The organism is Pseudomonas sp. FSL R10-0399 (genome assembly GCF_009600165.1).
In the GTDB taxonomy this organism is placed as follows: domain Bacteria; phylum Pseudomonadota; class Gammaproteobacteria; order Pseudomonadales; family Pseudomonadaceae; genus Aquipseudomonas; species Aquipseudomonas helleri.
On sequence record NZ_WIWK01000066.1, the window covers coordinates 16,614 to 33,856 of the forward strand.

The 17,243-nt window shown below is 58.2% G+C and carries 18 protein-coding genes and 1 tRNA gene; 12 read left to right on the plus strand and 7 right to left on the minus strand.

Going from position 1 to position 17,243, the window contains the following annotated elements; translation table 11 throughout:
* Nucleotides 1–18: 18 nt before the first annotated feature.
* The 3 genes from phrB to GHO41_RS18105 all read left to right on the plus strand — a co-directional run bounded on the left by phrB (nt 19) and on the right by GHO41_RS18105 (nt 2,604).
* A complete protein-coding gene (phrB, locus tag GHO41_RS18095; RefSeq protein WP_153391041.1) occupies nt 19–1,464 on the plus strand; it encodes a deoxyribodipyrimidine photo-lyase in 1,446 nt (481 codons plus the stop codon).
* Nucleotides 1,457–2,227: an SDR family oxidoreductase gene (locus tag GHO41_RS18100; RefSeq protein ID WP_153434280.1), complete on the plus strand. Its 771-nt coding sequence runs from the start codon at nt 1,457–1,459 to the stop codon at nt 2,225–2,227. The genes phrB and GHO41_RS18100 overlap by 8 nt, the downstream gene beginning before the upstream one ends.
* A 71-nt stretch (nt 2,228–2,298) precedes the next feature.
* Nucleotides 2,299–2,604 carry a YkgJ family cysteine cluster protein gene (locus GHO41_RS18105; protein WP_048368403.1) on the plus strand — a complete coding sequence of 102 codons (306 nt, stop codon included), beginning with the start codon at nt 2,299–2,301 and terminating at the stop codon, nt 2,602–2,604.
* Between the two features lie 59 nt (nt 2,605–2,663).
* Here the strand turns inward: GHO41_RS18105 and GHO41_RS18110 are convergent, their stop codons facing one another.
* The 6 genes from GHO41_RS18110 to hemA all read right to left on the minus strand — a co-directional run bounded on the left by GHO41_RS18110 (nt 2,664) and on the right by hemA (nt 8,030).
* Entirely contained in the window at nt 2,664–3,182 is a 519-nt protein-coding gene (locus GHO41_RS18110) for an acyloxyacyl hydrolase (RefSeq protein ID WP_048368404.1), read from the minus strand.
* 115 nt (nt 3,183–3,297) lie between these two features.
* The gene (gene murI / locus GHO41_RS18115) at nt 3,298–4,089 is read right to left on the minus strand and encodes a glutamate racemase (protein ID WP_048368405.1); all 792 of its coding nucleotides are present in this window, start codon (nt 4,087–4,089) and stop codon (nt 3,298–3,300) included.
* Nucleotides 4,082–4,837, minus strand: coding sequence for a molybdopterin-synthase adenylyltransferase MoeB (locus tag GHO41_RS18120; protein ID WP_371928970.1), 756 nt, complete (start codon nt 4,835–4,837; stop codon nt 4,082–4,084). The genes murI and GHO41_RS18120 overlap by 8 nt, the downstream gene beginning before the upstream one ends.
* On the minus strand, nt 4,831–5,661 hold the full coding sequence (gene prmC, locus GHO41_RS18125) for a peptide chain release factor N(5)-glutamine methyltransferase (protein ID WP_153434281.1): 831 nt from the start codon (nt 5,659–5,661) through the stop codon (nt 4,831–4,833). The genes GHO41_RS18120 and prmC overlap by 7 nt, the downstream gene beginning before the upstream one ends.
* Nucleotides 5,662–6,744 carry a peptide chain release factor 1 gene (gene prfA, locus GHO41_RS18130; protein ID WP_048368408.1) on the minus strand — a complete coding sequence of 361 codons (1,083 nt, stop codon included), beginning with the start codon at nt 6,742–6,744 and terminating at the stop codon, nt 5,662–5,664.
* Nucleotides 6,744–8,030: a glutamyl-tRNA reductase gene (gene hemA / locus GHO41_RS18135; protein WP_048368409.1), complete on the minus strand. Its 1,287-nt coding sequence runs from the start codon at nt 8,028–8,030 to the stop codon at nt 6,744–6,746. Before hemA ends, prfA begins: the two co-directional genes overlap by 1 nt.
* Nucleotides 8,031–8,252: 222 nt before the next feature.
* Between hemA and GHO41_RS18140 the strand changes: the two genes are divergently transcribed.
* The 9 genes from GHO41_RS18140 to GHO41_RS18180 all read left to right on the plus strand — a co-directional run bounded on the left by GHO41_RS18140 (nt 8,253) and on the right by GHO41_RS18180 (nt 16,335).
* Entirely contained in the window at nt 8,253–9,977 is a 1,725-nt protein-coding gene (locus tag GHO41_RS18140) for a tetratricopeptide repeat protein (RefSeq protein ID WP_048368410.1), read from the plus strand.
* A 3-nt stretch (nt 9,978–9,980) separates the two neighbouring features.
* Nucleotides 9,981–10,607 carry a lipoprotein insertase outer membrane protein LolB gene (lolB, locus tag GHO41_RS18145; RefSeq protein WP_048368411.1) on the plus strand — a complete coding sequence of 209 codons (627 nt, stop codon included), beginning with the start codon at nt 9,981–9,983 and terminating at the stop codon, nt 10,605–10,607.
* Between the two features lies 1 nt (nt 10,608).
* A complete protein-coding gene (gene ispE, locus GHO41_RS18150) occupies nt 10,609–11,457 on the plus strand; it encodes a 4-(cytidine 5'-diphospho)-2-C-methyl-D-erythritol kinase (protein ID WP_153327065.1) in 849 nt (282 codons plus the stop codon).
* A gap of 37 nt (nt 11,458–11,494) precedes the next feature.
* Nucleotides 11,495–11,569 (plus strand) — tRNA-Gln (locus GHO41_RS18155).
* 45 nt (nt 11,570–11,614) lie between these two features.
* Nucleotides 11,615–12,556 carry a ribose-phosphate pyrophosphokinase gene (locus tag GHO41_RS18160; protein WP_016971225.1) on the plus strand — a complete coding sequence of 314 codons (942 nt, stop codon included), beginning with the start codon at nt 11,615–11,617 and terminating at the stop codon, nt 12,554–12,556.
* Nucleotides 12,557–12,695: 139 nt separating this feature from the next.
* Complete coding sequence (locus GHO41_RS18165) at nt 12,696–13,286, plus strand: 50S ribosomal protein L25/general stress protein Ctc (RefSeq protein ID WP_048368413.1); 591 nt, start codon at nt 12,696–12,698, stop codon at nt 13,284–13,286.
* A 165-nt stretch (nt 13,287–13,451) separates the two neighbouring features.
* On the plus strand, nt 13,452–14,036 hold the full coding sequence (gene pth, locus GHO41_RS18170) for an aminoacyl-tRNA hydrolase (RefSeq protein WP_371928971.1): 585 nt from the start codon (nt 13,452–13,454) through the stop codon (nt 14,034–14,036).
* Nucleotides 14,037–14,059: 23 nt separating this feature from the next.
* The gene (gene ychF, locus GHO41_RS18175; protein ID WP_048368415.1) at nt 14,060–15,160 is read left to right on the plus strand and encodes a redox-regulated ATPase YchF; all 1,101 of its coding nucleotides are present in this window, start codon (nt 14,060–14,062) and stop codon (nt 15,158–15,160) included.
* A 134-nt stretch (nt 15,161–15,294) separates the two neighbouring features.
* Nucleotides 15,295–16,335, plus strand: coding sequence for an aromatic acid exporter family protein (locus GHO41_RS18180; protein WP_048368416.1), 1,041 nt, complete (start codon nt 15,295–15,297; stop codon nt 16,333–16,335).
* Nucleotides 16,336–16,446: 111 nt separating this feature from the next.
* Here GHO41_RS18180 and GHO41_RS18185 read toward each other — a convergent pair.
* Nucleotides 16,447–17,243 (minus strand): MFS transporter (locus GHO41_RS18185; RefSeq protein WP_153434282.1); only part of this gene is annotated, 797 nt, incomplete at its 5' end.

A 17,243-nucleotide genomic window follows, 5' to 3' on the forward strand; every position in this document is an offset into this window, starting at 1 on the left:
TGTTTTCAAGGAACAGACATGCAACTTTTGTGGTTACGCAGCGATTTGCGCCAACATGACAACACCGCCCTGAGCGCCAGTGCCGAGCGCGGCCCGACCGTGGCCGTGTACCTGATCAGCCCTGAGCAATGGCTGGCGCACGACGATGCTCCCTGCAAAGTCGATTTCTGGCTGCGCAACCTGCGCACCTTGAGCGACAGCCTGCAACGGTTGAACATCCCGCTGCTTATCCGCACCGCCGACACCTGGGATCAGGCCCCCGCCGTGCTGCTTGAGTTGTGCCAGCAATTGGGCATTGATGACGTGCACGTCAACGAGGAATACGGCATCCACGAAACCCGTCGCGACCAGGCTGTTGCCGACGCACTTAAGGCCCAAGGCATCGGCTTTCACAGCTATCTGGACCAGCTACTGTTTGCGCCCGGCAGCCTACTGACGCAGTCCGGCTCGTATTTTAAGGTGTTCACCCAGTTCCGTCGGCTCTGCTACAACCGCCTGCACATGGCCCTGCCGAAAACCGTCGCGGCGCCCAAAGCGCAAGCGGCCCTGCTGATCAAACGCGATAGCGTGCCGCAGGCCATCTCCGGCTTTGAAACACCGCCCCAGGCTCTGCGTGATCTCTGGCCCGCCGGTGAAGATGAAGCCCATGAGCGTTTGGCGCGCTTTACCAGTGAACAAATTCACTATTACCAGGACGAGCGCGATTTACCCGCCAAGCCGGGCACCAGCCAGCTGTCCACTTATTTGGCCGCAGGCGTTCTTTCGCCTCGCCAGTGCTTGCATGCGGCGCTGGGCAGCAACAACGGTGAGTTCGAAAGCGGCAGCCCTGGCGTCTTCACCTGGGTTAACGAACTGCTCTGGCGCGAGTTCTACAAACATGTGCTGGTGGGCTTCCCGCGTGTCTCACGGCACCGCGCCTTCAAACCAGAAACCGAATATTTGCCTTGGCGTAACGCCCCGGACGAACTGGCCGCCTGGCAAGAAGGCCGTACCGGCGTGCCGATTGTCGACGCGGCGATCCGCCAACTGCTGGCCACCGGCTGGATGCACAACCGCCTGCGCATGGTGGTGGCGATGTTCCTGACCAAAAACCTGTTGATCGACTGGCGCGAAGGCGAGCGTTTTTTCATGCGTCATTTGATTGATGGCGACCTCGCGGCCAACAACGGCGGCTGGCAGTGGAGCGCGTCAACCGGTACAGACTCCGTTCCGTATTTCAGAATTTTCAACCCGTTAAGCCAGTCCGAGCGCTTCGATTCTGAAGGGCAATTCATCAAGCACTGGTTGCCCGAGCTCGCTGCACTGAATAAAAAAGAAGTGCACAACCCGGCGTCTGCTGGCGGCCTGTTTGGTGTAGCCAATTACCCTGCGCCCATTGTCGATCTGAAGAAAAGCCGAGAACGCGCCCTCAGCGCCTTCAAAAGCCTGCCTTCACGACAACTTCTCGAGGTGGAACATGATTGAAGGTCGTCGCATCTGGTTAACCGGCGCAAGCAGCGGTATTGGCGCGCACATGGCAAAAGAGCTGCTGCAACGCGGCGCTCACCTTGCCTTGACCGCCCGTACCCTGGGCCCGCTGGTGGCGTTGTCTGAACGCTTCCCCGGCCAGGTGTTGCTGGTGCCCGGCGACCTGACCGACCATCTGCAAGTGCGTGAAATCGGCATGACCATCGCGCAAAGCTGGGGCGCCCTGGACACGGTCATCCTGAGCGCCGGGACCTGTGAATATGTCGATGTCAGCCAATTTGATGCGCGGGTGATCGAGCGCTCGGTGTGCACCAACTTGCTGGCCAGCAGTTATTGCATTGAAAGCGCGCTGCCCTTGCTGCGCGCCGGACGCTCACCGCATCTGGTGGGCGTAGTCAGTGCGGTCACGGCCTCGCCGCAGCGCCGGGCACAAGCTTTTGGTGCGGCAAAGTCGGGGCTGCATTACTTGCTCGAATCACTGCGGGTTGATCTGGCCGACGAAGGCATTGATGTGACCTTGGTCAGCCCAGGCTTTGTCGATACGTCGCGGGCAGAAAACCCTGAGCTGTCGATACAGGGCCGCTGGCCTGCCTCTAAAGCCGCTGCGTACATCTGCCAGCAGTTGCAAAAACGGCCACGGGAGGTCGTGTTCCCGACCCGCTTGCTAAAACTGCTCAACCTGCTGGCCACCCTGCCAAAACGCGTGCAGGTTGCACTGGCCAAGCGCCTGTCACGCAACCAGGGCGAGACCTCGCTCTAAGCCAGTGATTGTGCGGGTGACTGGTCAGCGGGTTCACACCTGAGCGCAGCTGTGCCTTACACTGCGCGCCTATGACCAACATCCCCCTGAACGACATTACCGAACCCGCCGTTACCTGTTCAACGTGCGCAGCCTGTTGCTGCCAACTGGAAGTGATGCTGATCACCGACACCGGTGTGCCCGAGCGTTTTATCGACACCGATGACTGGGGCGGTGAGGTGATGCTCAGGCTCGATGATGGCTGGTGTGCTGCGCTGGATCGCAACACCATGATGTGCACGATCTACGAACAGCGCCCGCTGATTTGTCGAGACTTCGAGATGGGCGACGTTGAATGCCTGAATGAACGCCAGGGGATTTCGACGGCGTACGTGTAGGAGCGAGCGTCTTTTTAAGATCAAAAGATCGCGAGGCGAGCTCGCTCCTACAGGGGTGGTTACAGCGGGAGGGTGTAGTGCAGCGAGTAGCTTTCTACGCCGTCGTTGGTGCTGGATAACCCGGCATTGGAGTAGTGAGTCGCGCGAATGCCGACTTCATGCCCACCGGCAAAGCGCAGGCCAAAGCCCAGGCGGTCTTCAAACTGGAACGCCGTGCCCAATTTGTTGCGCTCGACCTCGGTGTGGCCAAACACCGCCACGCCGATACCGGCTTCCAGGTAAGGCTTGACCGTTTCACCCGCAAATTCGTACACAAAGACAGGCGAGAACGACAGGCTGTTGTTCGCCGAAGACTTGTCGCCTTCCCAGTAGGTGTAAGCGCCGCTCCAGTAACCGGTCAAACGACCGACGTCACTTTGCAGCCAGCTTTTGTCCCAATTTGAATTCAAGCCCAGACGATAGGTCATCGTTGACTCACTGGTGTGCCCCACACCGAATTCAATGCCGGCCGCTTGTGCCGTATAGCTATACCCCAGAGCGGCCGTTGCCAGCGCCACCAAGCCAATCAAACGTTTCATATGAAAATCCTATTTTCGTATGCCGATCTTAATTTTTATGTACCTCATCAAACCGATGAGTATGAATCTCCAGCCCCTGAGAAAGTTCAACGACTCAAATGCTCTTCATGTTTTCTTACAGATCGAAGCTTCGCACAAGACCAGATTTATTCCACAACACATGAAGGATATTTCTTAGAGATTCGGGGGACGCGCTGGTCCATAGCTGTGTTTCCCGCGCAGGACCGCTCGCCAACAGGCCGCGCTCGTCCAATAAGCGTTGCAGTTGGCGGGCCACGGCGGCGCCGGTGTCGATCAAGACGATCGACGGTGGGAGCATTTGGCTGAGCAAAGGCTTGAGGAAGGGGTAATGCGTGCAGCCCAGAATAATGGTGTCGCAGCCGGCGGCCAGCAGCGGCTCGACATAGCCGCGCAGCATCGTGCGCAAGGCCTCGCTGCTCAGATCGCCGGTTTCGATCAATTCCACCAGGCCGGGGCACGGCTGGGTGATGACCTTTACGGTGCTGGCGAAGCGGTCGAGCAAGGCGGCGAACTTGGCACTCTGCAAGGTGCCGGTGGTGGCGAGCACGCCGACCACGCCACTGCGGGTCGCTGCCGCAGCGGGTTTTACCGCAGGCTCCATGCCGACCATGGGCCAGTCGGGGTAGCGCTGACGCAAATCCGCCACGGCCGCCACGGTCGCTGTGTTGCACGCCAGCACCAGAGCTTTGGCCCCTTCGCGCTGAAAGAACTCAGCCATGATTGCGCAGCGCTCACGAATGAACTCGGGGCTTTTTTCGCCGTAGGGAATATGCCCGCAGTCGCCGACATAGAGCAGCGATTCGTTGGGCAACAATTGGTTGATCTCACGCAACACCGACAAACCGCCGACGCCGGAATCGAACACACCAATCGGCGCTTCACTCATGGCCAGCCCCGCACACGCTACAGGCCGGATCGCGCTTGACCCGCAACTCGCGAAAGCGCGTGGTCACGGCGTCAATCAATAACAGGCGCCCCACCAGTGGCTCGCCAAAACCGGCCAGCAGCTTGAGTGCCTCCAGCGCTTGCAGGCTGCCGACCAGCCCCACCAGTGGACCGATGACGCCGGCTTCGCTGCAGGTCAGCTCTTCGTCGCTGCCGTGCCCATATAAACAGTGGTAACACGGGCTCGCGGGCTGGCGCGGGTCAAAAACCGATAATTGCCCCTCAAGGCGAATCGCCGCACCGCTAACCAGTGGCTTGCGCGCCGCGACACAGGCGCGGTTGACGGCCTCGCGGGTGCCAAAGTTGTCACAGCAATCGAGCACCACGTCTACCGCGGACACGGCCTCGGCCAGCGAATCGGCATCCAGCGCCGAGCGATGGGCAACCAGTTTGATGTGCGGGTTCAGCAGACGAAGACGGCGCATGGCCGAGTCGACCTTGCTTCCGCCGACATTGGCGCTGTCGTGGATGATCTGGCGTTGCAGGTTGGTCACGTCGACGCTGTCGAAGTCAGCCACGTGCAACTCACCCACCCCCGCTGCCGCCAAGTACAGCGCCACCGGCGAACCCAGCCCGCCCAGACCGACAATCAGCGCACGGCTGTTTTTCAGCTTGAGCTGGCCGTCGATGTCGACCTGTTGCAACAGGATCTGTCGGCTATAGCGCAACAGCTCCTCATCGGTCAGCACGGCAGGCGGCCCAGGGTAATGCGTTCGTGGGTACCCAGGTCTTTGCGGCTTTCTACCTGTTCAAAGCCCGCGCCTTGCAGCAGCTCACGAACCGCAGCCGCCTGGTCGTAGCCGTGCTCAAGCATCAACCAGCCACCGGCATTTAGATGCAGCGGGGCTTGGGCAATGATGTGACGAATGTCATCCAGACCGTCAACACCGGCCACCAGCGCACTTTCAGGCTCGAAGCGCACGTCACCTTCGGCCAGGTGCGAGTCACCTGCGGCGATGTAGGGCGGGTTGCTGATGATCAGGTCAAAGCGTTGATCGGCCAGAGCGCTGAACCAGTGGCTGTGCAGTACGCTGACGTTGGCCAGTTGCAAACGCTGGCGGTTGCGTTCGGCCAGCGCCACGGCTTCAGGCACGCGGTCGACCGCGGTCACCTGCCAGGCGCCACGCTCACTGGCCAGCGCGAGGGCAATCGCCCCGCTGCCGGTGCCCAGGTCCAGCACCTTGGCCGGGGTCTGGGGCAGCAACGCCAATGCCGTTTCAACCAGCAGCTCGGTGTCCGGGCGCGGGATCAAGGTGTGCGGCGCGACTTCCAGGTCGAGCTTCCAAAACCCTTGCTGGCCCAAAATATAGGCCACCGGTTCACCTTGGCGACGGCGCTGCAAGAAGTCTGAAAAGGTCGACGCGGCTTCGCTGCTGACGATTTTTTCTGGCCACGTGTGCAGGTAACTGCGCGGTTTGCCCAGCGCGGCCGCCAGCAACAGCTCCGCATCAAGACGGGCGGTGGGCGAGTCGGGCAATTCAGCGGCACGTAACAAACTGGCAATAATGGTCATTTATTCACCCAGGGCTGTCAGTTGGTCAGCCTGATATTCCGCTAACAACGGCTCAATAACGGCATCAACACCGCCGGCCAATACTTCATCCAGTGAATACAAGGTCAAGTTGACGCGATGGTCTGTCACACGGCCTTGAGCGAAGTTGTAGGTGCGAATGCGCTCGGAACGGTCGCCCGAGCCCACCAGCAATTTACGCTCGCTGGCGATCGCGTTGGCCGCGGCGCTGGTTTGCTGGTCATTCAATTTAGCTGAAAGCCAGGACATCGCCCGTGCCCGGTTTTTATGCTGGGAACGCTCTTCCTGACACTCGACCACAATGCCGGTCGGCAAGTGCGTGATACGAATGGCCGAGTCGGTTTTGTTAACGTGCTGACCACCCGCCCCCGAGGAACGGTAGGTGTCGACACGCAAGTCGGCCGGGTTGATCTCGATCGCTTCTTGCTCGTCAGGCTCAGGCAAAACGGCAACGGTACAGGCCGACGTGTGGATACGGCCCTGGGATTCGGTGGCCGGAACGCGCTGTACGCGGTGGGCGCCGGACTCGAACTTTAGCTTGCCGTACACATTGTCGCCTTCGACCCGGGCGATGACTTCTTTATAGCCGCCATGTTCGCCGATGCTTTCCGACAAAATCTCGACCCGCCAGCCACGACGCTCGGCGTAGCGCGAGTACATGCGAAACAGGTCGCCAGCAAAAATGGCCGCTTCATCACCGCCGGTGCCCGCTCGAATTTCGAGGAAAACGTTGCGCCCGTCGTTCGGGTCTTTGGGCAAGAGCATGCGTTGCAGGTCTTTTTCCAGCCCGATGAGCTGTTCTTTGGCTTCGCGGACTTCTTCAACCGCCATTTCGCGCATGTCAGGGTCGTTGTCCTTGAGAAGCGCCTGGGCACCTTCGAGGTCGTCCTGCACCTTGAGCCACTGAACGTAGGCGGCAACAATGGGCTCAACCTCCGCGTACTCCTTGGAGTAGGCGCGGAACTTGGTTTGATCAGAAATGACCTCGCCATCGCCAAGCAAGGCGGTCAATTCTTCAAATCGATCCCGGAGGATGTCCAGCTTATTAAGCAGTGACGCTTTCATTACAGTTTTTTATCCGCAGAGCTATCCGATGAGCCCTCACCGAGGGCAAAAAGTTCTTGGGCCATGGCCAGCGCATCGAGGCGGCCTTCGGCGGAAAGCTTTTTAAGCTGCACGCTGGGGGCGTGAAGCAGTTTATTGGTTAAACCACGCGCCAGTTGCACCAACACGTCTTGCGGATTGCTGCCATTGGCCATCATCCGCAGGGCTTTTTGCAATTCTTCATCGCGCAGGCGCTCGCCTTGCTGACGATAGGCTTTAAGCACATCAACCGCCGCCAGCTCACGCAAACGCACCATGAAATCTTCGGCGCCGATGCTCACCAGTTCTTCAGCGGCCTGGGCCGCGCCCTGACGGCTCTTGAGGTTTTCTGCGACCACTTCGTGCAAGTCGTCGACGGTGTAGAGGTAAACGTCGTCCAACTCGCCGACTTCTGGCTCGATATCCCGTGGCACGGCAATGTCGACCATGAAAATAGGCTTGTGCTTGCGCAGCTTCAAGGCACTTTCGACAGCGCCCTTGCCCAGAATCGGCAATTGGCTGGCAGTCGAGCTGATCACGATGTCGCTGTGCACCAGCTCTTGTGGAATGTCTGACAACAACACGGCATGAGCGCCGAACTGCTCGGCCAGGGTACTGGCCCGCTCTAAGGTACGGTTAGCCACCACGATGCGTTTAACCCCCAGATCATGCAGGTGCCGGGCGACCAGGGTGATGGTCTCGCCCGCCCCGATCAGCAGTGCCTGACTGCGCTGCAAGTCGCTGAAAATCTGCTTGGCCAGGCTCACCGCAGCAAAAGCCACCGACACCGGGTTTTCACCAATCGCCGTGTCGGTGCGCACTTGCTTGGCCGAGTTGAACGTGGCCTGGAACAGACGCCCCAATAGCGGCCCGACAGTACCCGCCTCACGCGCCACGGCGTAGGCAGATTTCATCTGGCCGAGAATTTGCGGCTCACCCAACACCAGCGAATCGAGCCCCGAAGCCACACGCATCATGTGACGAACGGCCGCATCATCTTCATGGATGTAGGCACACGCCCGCAGCTCTTCGTAGTTCAAATCGTGATATTCGGCCAGCCATTTCAGCACGGCTTCGGCACCGAGCTGGTCTTGTTCGAGATAAAGCTCACTGCGATTGCAGGTCGAGAGGATCGCAGCTTCGCGACTGTCGGTGAGGCGGCAGAGTTGCTGCAAGGCTTCAACCAACTGCTCTGGAGTAAATGCCACGCGCTCGCGGACGTCTACTGAAGCAGTCTTGTGGTTAATACCGAGTGCGAGGAAGGCCATTCAATATCGCTGATGGTGACGAGAAGCCGACAATTGTCCTACTTCGTCTGATTCAGAACAACCATTGCTGACTATTGTCTCTATAGTTAACGTCTGTTGAACTCATCTTCCCTCGCATCATCAGAGCCTTATATCGCTTCTATCGATAGTCGCACCTGTTATGGTTTGCACCATCGCATGTGTCATGATGCCCAGACCGCAGGTAAGTCGCCTTTCTCTTATATGAATAGATCCTCCGCGTTGCTCCTTGCTCTCGTCGTTCTCAGTGGCTGCCAGTCTCTGGCCCCCACGTCCCCGGATGCTTCGTCCGCGGCAGAAGACGTTACCACCGTCCCGGAAAAACCCACGGTTTATGGCTCGTTCAGCGAAGACACGCTGTACAGCCTGCTGAGCGCGGAGTTGGCCGGCCAACGCAATCGCCTGGATATCGCCCTCGATAACTACGTGACGCAGGCGATCAACACCCAGGATCCGGGCGTCGCCGAGCGTGCGTTTCGCATCGCCGAATACCTGGGCGCCGATCAGGCAGCCCTCGACACGGTGCTGATCTGGGCCAGAAACGCACCGGATGATCTGGATGCGCAACGCGCTGCGGCCATTCAACTGGCACGCAGCGGTCGCTACGACGATTCCATGGCCTACATGGAAAAAGTCCTGCAGGCCAAAGGCGACACGCACTTCGACTTTTTAGCCTTGTCGGCCCTCGAAACAGACCCCGAGACTCGTGCCGGGCTGCAAAAAAACTTTGATCGGCTGCTGGTCAGGCACCCGGACAACGATCAACTGATCTTCGGCAAAGCCTTGCTGATGCAACAGGACGATGACGCGGCCGGCGCCTTGAAACTGCTGGAGCAGCATCCGCCGCAAGACGGTGAAATCGCCCCGATTCTGCTGCGCGCCCGCCTGCTGCAAAGCCTTAACCGTGGCGATGAAGCCTTGCCGCTGCTGCAAAAAACCATGCGCGACAACCCGGACGACAAACGGTTGGGCCTGACTTATGCACGTACGCTGGTCGAGCAAAACCGCATCGATCAGGCAAAAGTGCAATTCGCCAGCCTGGTTCAGCAGTACCCGGAAGACGACGAACTGCGTTTCTCCCTGGCGCTGGTGTGCCTTGAGCTTAAGTCCTGGGACGAAGCCGAAGGCTATCTGCAAGAACTGATCGACCGCGACAGTCATGTCGACTCGGCACACTTGAACCTGGGCCGTATTGCGGAAGAACGTAATGACCCGCAAGGCGCGCTGATTCAATACGCGTTGGTAGAGCCAGGTAATGATTATTTGCCTGCACAATTGCGCCAGGCAGACATTTTGATCAATCACGGCCGCGGCGCCGAAGCTTCGCAAAAACTGGCGGCTGCCCGTGACGCCCAGCCGGACTACGCGATTCAGCTGTACCTGATCGAAGCCGAAACCCTGTCGGCGAACAATCAGACCGATCGCGCCTGGGCCGTTTTGCAACAAGCCGTCAAGCAATACCCCGACGACCTGAACCTGCTGTACTCACGCGCCATGCTGGCCGAAAAACGTAACGACCTCCCGCAAATGGAGGCCGATTTGCGCGCCATTATCCAGCGTGAACCTGACAACGCCATGGCCTTGAACGCGCTGGGTTACACCCTTGCGGACCGCACCACCCGCTACGCCGAAGCCAAAACATACATCCAGCAAGCTTACGATTTGAACCCGGAAGACCCGGCCGTGCTCGACAGCCTGGGATGGGTGAACTTCCGCCTGGGTAATTTGCCTGAAGCAGAACGTTTGCTGCGCCAGGCGCTGGAGCGCTTCCCCGATCAAGAAGTGGCCGCGCATTTAGGTGAAGTGTTGTGGGTGAGTGGCCAGCAGCGTGAAGCCAAAAAACTCTGGGGGCAGTTCCTCAAGGACAACCCAGACAGCCCTATTCTGCGCAAAACCGTCTTGCGCCTGACCGGATCCGAGACTCCTTAAATCATGTTTTTTCGTCATGTACGCCATCTCATTGCCTTTGGCCTGATCGCCCTGCTCGCCGGTTGCGCGGGCTTCGGCGCTCGTGAATCGGTCGAAGGTCACGGCAGCCCTGCCCTGTGGTCGCAGCATAAACAGCAGCTGAGCGCACTCGATGGCTGGCAAATCAACGGCAAGGTCGGCATTCGTGCCCCTAAAGATTCGGGCAGCGCGACACTGTTTTGGCTGCAACGCCAGGACTACTACGACATTCGCCTGTCGGGCCCGCTGGGCCGAGGCGCTGCCCGCCTGACCGGCCGCCCGGGCAATGTCAGCCTTGAGGTCGCCAACCAGGGCCGCTATGAAGCCACCACCCCGGAACAATTGCTCGGCGAGCAGTTGGGCTGGAGCTTGCCGGTGTCGCATTTGGTCTGGTGGGTTCGCGGGCTGCCCGCGCCCGACAGCAAAAGCCGCGTGACCCTGAACGCCGACAGCCGCCTTGCCAGCCTGGAACAGGATGGCTGGCAGATCGAATACCTGAGCTACATCGAACAAAATGGTTTTTGGTTGCCGGAGCGGGTCAAACTGCACGGCACGGATCTGGACGTCACGCTGGTCGTGAAAGATTGGCAACCGCGTCAGTTGGGACAATAAGATGCAAAAAGAGGCACTGGTTTTGCCCTCCCCGGCAAAACTGAATTTGATGCTGCACATTTTGGGTCGTCGCGCAGACGGCTACCACGAACTGCAAACCCTGTTTCAATTCCTCGATTACGGCGATGAAATGACCTTCGCCGTACGCGACGACGGGGTTATTTTCCTGCACACCGAGTTTGCCGGTGTGGCGCACGACGACAACCTGATCGTCAAAGCGGCGAAAAAACTGCAACAACAGTCCAACAGCCCGCTGGGCATCGATATCTGGATCAAAAAGATATTGCCCATGGGCGGCGGCATTGGCGGCGGCAGTTCAAATGCGGCCACCACCTTGCTGGGCCTCAACCATCTCTGGCAATTGAACTGGACTGAAGACCAGTTGGCAGCACTGGGCCTGAGCCTGGGAGCCGATGTTCCGGTTTTCGTCCGTGGGCACGCCGCTTTCGCAGAAGGCGTAGGCGAAATTCTTACCCCTGTAGACCCGGAAGAGCCCTGGTACGTCGTACTTGTGCCGCAAGTCTCTGTCAGCACAGCAGAAATATTTTCAGATCCTTTGTTGACACGTGACTCTTTGCCCATTAAAGTGCGCCCCGTTCCCAAGGGAAACAGCCGAAACGACTGCGAAGCAGTGGTGAAGGAGCGTTATCCAGAAGTACGTAACGCTTTGAATTTGTTAGGTAAATATACCGAAGCAAAATTAACTGGAACTGGAAGTTGTATATTTGGGGCCTTCCCAAACGAAGCAAGTGCTGATAAAGTGCTGCACCTTCTTACAGAGACCCTTACAGGGTTTGTAGCAAAAGGAAGCAACGTTTCGATGTTGCATCGAACGCTACAAGATCTGTAAACGGAAACGGGTACACGGTACTCGTAGCAACAGATACAGGGGCGTCGCCAAGCGGTAAGGCAGCAGGTTTTGATCCTGCCATGCGTTGGTTCGAATCCAGCCGCCCCTGCCATTTCTTATACTCATCCAGGTTACCCTCAGCCTTCAGGTACTGCGCGTGTCCAAGATGATGGTCTTTACGGGGAACGCTAACCCCGATCTGGCTCGGCGTGTCGTACGTCAGCTGCATATCCCTCTCGGTGACATTTCTGTCGGCAAGTTTTCCGACGGCGAGATTACCGCTGAGATCAATGAAAATGTTCGCGGTAAAGACGTTTTCATTATTCAGCCGACTTGTGCTCCGACCAACGATAACCTGATGGAACTCGTCGTGATGGCTGATGCCTTCCGCCGTTCCTCAGCAACTCGTATTACTGCTGTTATTCCTTACTTTGGTTATGCCCGTCAGGATCGCCGTCCGCGTTCCGCACGTGTGGCTATCAGCGCAAAAGTTGTTGCTGACATGCTTACCGTAGTCGGCATCGACCGTGTTCTCACGGTTGATTTGCATGCTGACCAAATTCAGGGTTTCTTCGATATTCCTGTAGATAACATCTACGGCTCCCCAGTATTGGTGGATGACATCGAAGATCAGCGCTTTGAGAACCTCATGATTGTGTCCCCGGATATCGGCGGCGTCGTGCGTGCACGTGCTGTTGCCAAATCCTTGGGCGTGGATCTGGGGATCATCGACAAACGCCGTGAGAAAGCCAATCACTCCGAAGTGATGCATATCATTGGTGATGTCGAAGGGCGTACCTGTATTTTGGTTGACGACATGGTCGATACCGCCGGCACTCTGTGCCACGCGGCTAAAGCCTTGAAAGAGCATGGCGCTGCCAAAGTGTTCGCCTACTGCACACACCCTGTGCTGTCGGGTCGGGCAATCGAGAATATCGAGAACTCTGTGCTGGATGAGCTGGTGGTGACTAACACCATCCCGCTGTCCGCCGCCGCACAAGCCTGTTCGCGTATCCGTCAACTGGATATCGCACCGGTTGTGGCTGAAGCGGTTCGCCGCATCAGCAACGAAGAATCGATCAGCGCGATGTTCAGATAAGGGCCCTGCCCTGCTCTGACATCCGTTGACGAAAAGCGCCCCGCCCCAACAGCCTGTTGGGGCGGGGCTTTTTTGCCCATACCGTCCATAGCGCTGGTCGCAAACGCTAGGGCGGGTGTGGATATTTTGGAGATACAACATGAACGATTTTACTCTGAATGCTGAAGTGCGTTCCGACCTGGGGAAAGGTGCGAGCCGCCGCCTGCGTCGTCTCGCAAGCCTGGTTCCAGCTGTAGTTTACGGTGGCGACAAAGCCCCTGAATCCATCAGCATGCTGGCTAAAGAAGTTGCCAAACTGCTCGAAAACGAAGCTGCTTACAGCCACGTTATCGAACTGACCGTTGGCGGCGTTAAGCAAAACGTGATCATCAAAGCTCTGCAACGTCACCCGGCTAAAGGCCACGTGATGCACGCTGACTTCGTACGCGTTGTTGCTGGTCAAAAGCTGACTGCAATCGTTCCAGTTCACTTTGTTGGTGAAGCTGCTCCGGTTAAGAAAGGCGGCGAGATCTCGCACGTTATCGCGGAAATCGAAGTTTCCTGCCTGCCAAAAGACCTGCCTGAATTCATCGAAGTTGATCTGGCTAACGCCGAAATCGGCTCGATCATTCACCTGTCGGACATCACCGCTCCTAAAGGCGTTGAGTTCGTAGCTCTGGCACACGGTAACGACCTGGCAGTAGCCAACGTTCACGCTCCACGTGTTGCACCAGAAGCAGACGCTGAGTAATTCATTACTCTGTCGTTGGAGTTTTGAGAAACATCGCGAGCTAACACGCAGCGAGTAAAGCGGACAAGATCGCGAAGTTTACTCAGGTAAACCCGTTTTCTTGTCTGTTTTCGCCGCTACCGTTAGCGGCGATGTGATCCATAACTCTATAGAAGGGCCCTTGTCGTGACCGCCATAAAACTGATCGTTGGCCTGGGAAATCCAGGCACCGAATACGAACAGACCCGGCATAACGCAGGGGCCCTTTTTGTTGAGCGCCTCGCGGCGGCAAACGGGGTCAATCTCGCTGCCGATCGTAAATATTTTGGCCTGACCGGACGTTTCAGCCATCAGGGTCAGGATGTTCGTCTGTTGATTCCCACCACCTATATGAACCGAAGCGGCCAGGCCGTTGCGGCAATTGCCGGCTTCTACCGCATTGCGCCAGAAGCCATATTGGTGGCCCACGACGAACTCGATCTCCCACCGGGTGTTGCCAAGCTCAAGCTGGGCGGCGGCCATGGAGGTCATAACGGCTTGCGTGACATCATTGCGCAACTGGGAAACAACAATAATTTCTACCGTCTGCGGCTCGGCATTGGCCACCCAGGCGTCGCGAGCATGGTGTCCAACTTTGTTCTGGGTCGTGCGCCACGCGCCGAGCAGGAAAAACTGGACGCCAGCATCGATTTTGCCCTCGGCGTGCTGCCGGATATCCTCGCCGGTGAATGGAACCGCGCGATGAAAAACCTGCACAGCCAGAAGGCCTGACTCTTTTTCCGAGGGGAAACACCATGGGATTCAACTGCGGCATCGTCGGCCTGCCTAACGTCGGCAAGTCCACCCTGTTCAACGCCCTGACCAAATCCGGCATTGCAGCGGAGAACTTCCCCTTCTGCACGATCGAGCCGAACACCGGCATCGTGCCGATGCCCGACCCGCGTCTGGCAGCACTGGCCGAGATCGTTAAACCGAATCGCATCCTGCCGACCACCATGGAGTTCGTTGACATCGCGGGCCTGGTAGCCGGTGCATCCAAAGGTGAAGGCCTGGGCAACAAGTTCCTGGCCAACATCCGCGAGACTGACGCGATCGCTCACGTGGTGCGCTGCTTTGAAGACGAAAACGTGATCCACGTTTCCAACACCGTCGACCCTAAGCGTGACATCGAGATCATCGACCTTGAGCTGATCTTCGCCGACCTCGACAGCTGCGAAAAGCAACTGCAAAAAGTCGCACGTAACGCCAAAGGCGGCGACAAAGAAGCGGTTGCCCAAAAAGCCCTGCTGGAACAACTGATTGCCCACTTCACCCTGGGCAAGCCAGCACGCAGCCTGATCAAGAACATGGACGCCGATGAGAAACAAATCATCAAGGGCTTCCACCTGCTGACCACCAAGCCGGTGATGTACATCGCCAACGTGGCCGAAGACGGTTTTGAAAACAACCCGCTGCTCGACGTGGTGAAAGCCATTGCCGAAGAAGAAGGCGCGACCGTTGTTCCGGTGTGCAACAAAATCGAAGCTGAAATTGCCGAGCTTGAAGACGGCGAAGAAAAGGACATGTTCCTTGAGGCCCTGGGCCTTGAAGAGCCAGGCCTGAACCGTGTGATCCGTGCCGGTTACGAAATGCTCAACCTGCAAACCTACTTCACCGCCGGCGTTCAAGAAGTACGCGCCTGGACCGTCAAAGTAGGCGCTACCGCTCCACAAGCGGCTGGCGTGATCCACACCGACTTCGAAAAAGGCTTTATCCGCGCCGAAGTGGTCGCCTACGAAGACTTCATCCAGTACAAGGGTGAAGCAGGTGCAAAAGAAGCCGGTAAATGGCGTCTGGAAGGCAAGGACTACATCGTTAAAGACGGCGACGTCCTGCACTTCCGCTTCAACGTGTAAACCAACACACGTCTAAAAAACCGCGCCCAGGCGCGGTTTTTTTGGGCCCGGATTTTACCCCGACAAACACCGTGACAAGCAAACAGTCTATGGTTAGTCCCAAGACCTAAAGGCTGACTGTGTAGGGAGTCGCAATGCTGTCCAAGGTGTTCTTCAACCGTTTCACCACTCCTCTTATTGAGCGAATCCAGTTTCGCTGGACCACGGCCTGGCGCGATGCCCTGGCTTCAGCCATCGCCGCTGCACTGGCGTGGATCCTCGCCAAGCACTTATTCGGCCACGAGCACCCGGTGTTTGCCGCCATCAGCGCGATTGTTTGCCTGGCGCCCGGCCTGCCCAGCCATGGCAAGCAAGCGGTCGGTTTAATGGTCGGCGTGGCCACCGGGATTATCATCGGGGAAGCCGCGCTGTGGTTACCGGACGGCTACCCGTTGCTGCGCATCGGTTTCGCCACGTTCTCGGCCATTGCCATCGCCGCACTGTACGGCTTGGGCGCCGTCGTACCGATTCAGGCGGGCGTGTCAGCCGTTTTGATGTTGGCGGTCGGCCCGGAGAGCGCAGGTGTTGTGCGCATGCTCGATGTGGTGGTGGGCGCCGGGGTCGGCCTGATGTTCAGCCAGATCTTGCTGACGCCCAACCCCATAGGGATTATTGATGACTCGGCCAAGGACTTGCTGGAAAAACTCGCCAAAGGCTTCGGCCAAAGCCTGACAGCCCTTGAAAAGAACGACGCTAAAAGCGCGCAGCACGCGGTGTTTATTTTCTCGGGTGCTCACGACAGCCTCATCACCCTTGAGAACGGCATTGCCAGCGCACGCAATACCGCACGCTGGACATTGCGCGGCCGGTTTGCCTCGCGGGAAGTCAAAGACATAGCCAGCCGTTACGAGCGACATGCCGTGCGCTTGTACGCCAGCGCCCTGCTGTTCTCTGAGGCCTTTGCGGACGCCATGCGCAAAGAACAGGGCTCGCCACCCGCCGCGCTGCACGAACGGCTGGCCAGCGTCGCCTCAGGCTGTGCAGCGATTGCCGGCGATACGCAGCAGCCGGTGTTGGCCGCCTATGACGACCAACAGGTCGAAGCCGTGTCAGCACCGTGGCAAATCTGCCTGCAGCATTTGAGCACCGTCGAAAGCGCGTTGCAGAGTTTTAGTGCCAGCGCGCAAAACACGTAGTCGCTGCCGAAGGATGAGGCTGCGATGGGGTGCGCAGCGCCCCTGAATGGCGGTCCTTCGGCCCGCATCGCAGCCTTCGTACCTCGACAGCGAGTACAGCGAGTACAGCAATCAGACCTTTTTGGTGCGTGGCAAAAAGATTGCCAGCACGCCAAACAGTGGCAGGTACGAGCACAGCTTATAGACGTATTCGATGCCGTGAATGTCGGCCAGATGCCCCAGCAACGCCGCACCAATCCCGCCAAAGCCGAACATCAAGCCAAAGAAGATACCGGCAATCATGCCCACGTTGCCCGGCACCAATTCCTGGGCATACACCACAATCGCCGAGAACGCCGACGCCAGAATAAAACCGATCACCACGCTGAGAACGCTGGTCCAGAACAGATCGGCATACGGCAGCAGCAACGTGAACGGCGCGACACCCAGAATCGAGAACCAGATCACCGCCTTACGCCCGATGCGGTCGCCAATCGGACCGCCAAAGAACGTCCCCGCTGCTACCGCCCCAAGGAACAAAAACAGGTACATCTGCGAGTTGGCGATGGAGACGTCGAATTTCTGAATCAGGAAGAAGGTGTAATAGCTGGTGAGGCTGGCCATATAAAAATACTTGGAGAACACCAGCAGCCCCAACACCACCAGCGCGCTCAGCACACGCCGTTTGGACAAACCATGTGTCGCCTTCTGCCCGGCCTTGAGCTTGAACAGGCTCAAGTGCGTGCGGTACCAGCGGCTGATCACATACAGCAGGCCTACCGCAAACAGCGCAAACAACCCGAACCAGGCCACGTTGCCCTGACCATAGGGGATGATGATGGCGGCGGCCAGCAACGGCCCGAACGCCGAGCCTGCGTTGCCGCCCACCTGAAACGTCGACTGGGCAAACCCGTACCGCCCGCCCGACG

What these genes read in the sequence shown, in the direction of transcription:
- phrB (WP_153391041.1), top strand. Translation starts at nt 19, where the DNA reads ATGCAACTTTTGTGGTTACGCAGCGATTTGCGCCAACATGACAACACC.
- GHO41_RS18100 (WP_153434280.1), top strand. Translation starts at nt 1,457, where the DNA reads ATGATTGAAGGTCGTCGCATCTGGTTAACCGGCGCAAGCAGCGGTATT.
- GHO41_RS18105 (WP_048368403.1), top strand. Translation starts at nt 2,299, where the DNA reads ATGACCAACATCCCCCTGAACGACATTACCGAACCCGCCGTTACCTGT.
- GHO41_RS18110 (WP_048368404.1), bottom strand. Translation starts at nt 3,182, where the DNA reads ATGAAACGTTTGATTGGCTTGGTGGCGCTGGCAACGGCCGCTCTGGGG.
- murI (WP_048368405.1), bottom strand. Translation starts at nt 4,089, where the DNA reads ATGAGTGAAGCGCCGATTGGTGTGTTCGATTCCGGCGTCGGCGGTTTG.
- prmC (WP_153434281.1), bottom strand. Translation starts at nt 5,661, where the DNA reads ATGACCATTATTGCCAGTTTGTTACGTGCCGCTGAATTGCCCGACTCG.
- prfA (WP_048368408.1), bottom strand. Translation starts at nt 6,744, where the DNA reads ATGAAAGCGTCACTGCTTAATAAGCTGGACATCCTCCGGGATCGATTT.
- hemA (WP_048368409.1), bottom strand. Translation starts at nt 8,030, where the DNA reads ATGGCCTTCCTCGCACTCGGTATTAACCACAAGACTGCTTCAGTAGAC.
- GHO41_RS18140 (WP_048368410.1), top strand. Translation starts at nt 8,253, where the DNA reads ATGAATAGATCCTCCGCGTTGCTCCTTGCTCTCGTCGTTCTCAGTGGC.
- lolB (WP_048368411.1), top strand. Translation starts at nt 9,981, where the DNA reads ATGTTTTTTCGTCATGTACGCCATCTCATTGCCTTTGGCCTGATCGCC.
- ispE (WP_153327065.1), top strand. Translation starts at nt 10,609, where the DNA reads ATGCAAAAAGAGGCACTGGTTTTGCCCTCCCCGGCAAAACTGAATTTG.
- GHO41_RS18165 (WP_048368413.1), top strand. Translation starts at nt 12,696, where the DNA reads ATGAACGATTTTACTCTGAATGCTGAAGTGCGTTCCGACCTGGGGAAA.
- ychF (WP_048368415.1), top strand. Translation starts at nt 14,060, where the DNA reads ATGGGATTCAACTGCGGCATCGTCGGCCTGCCTAACGTCGGCAAGTCC.
- GHO41_RS18180 (WP_048368416.1), top strand. Translation starts at nt 15,295, where the DNA reads ATGCTGTCCAAGGTGTTCTTCAACCGTTTCACCACTCCTCTTATTGAG.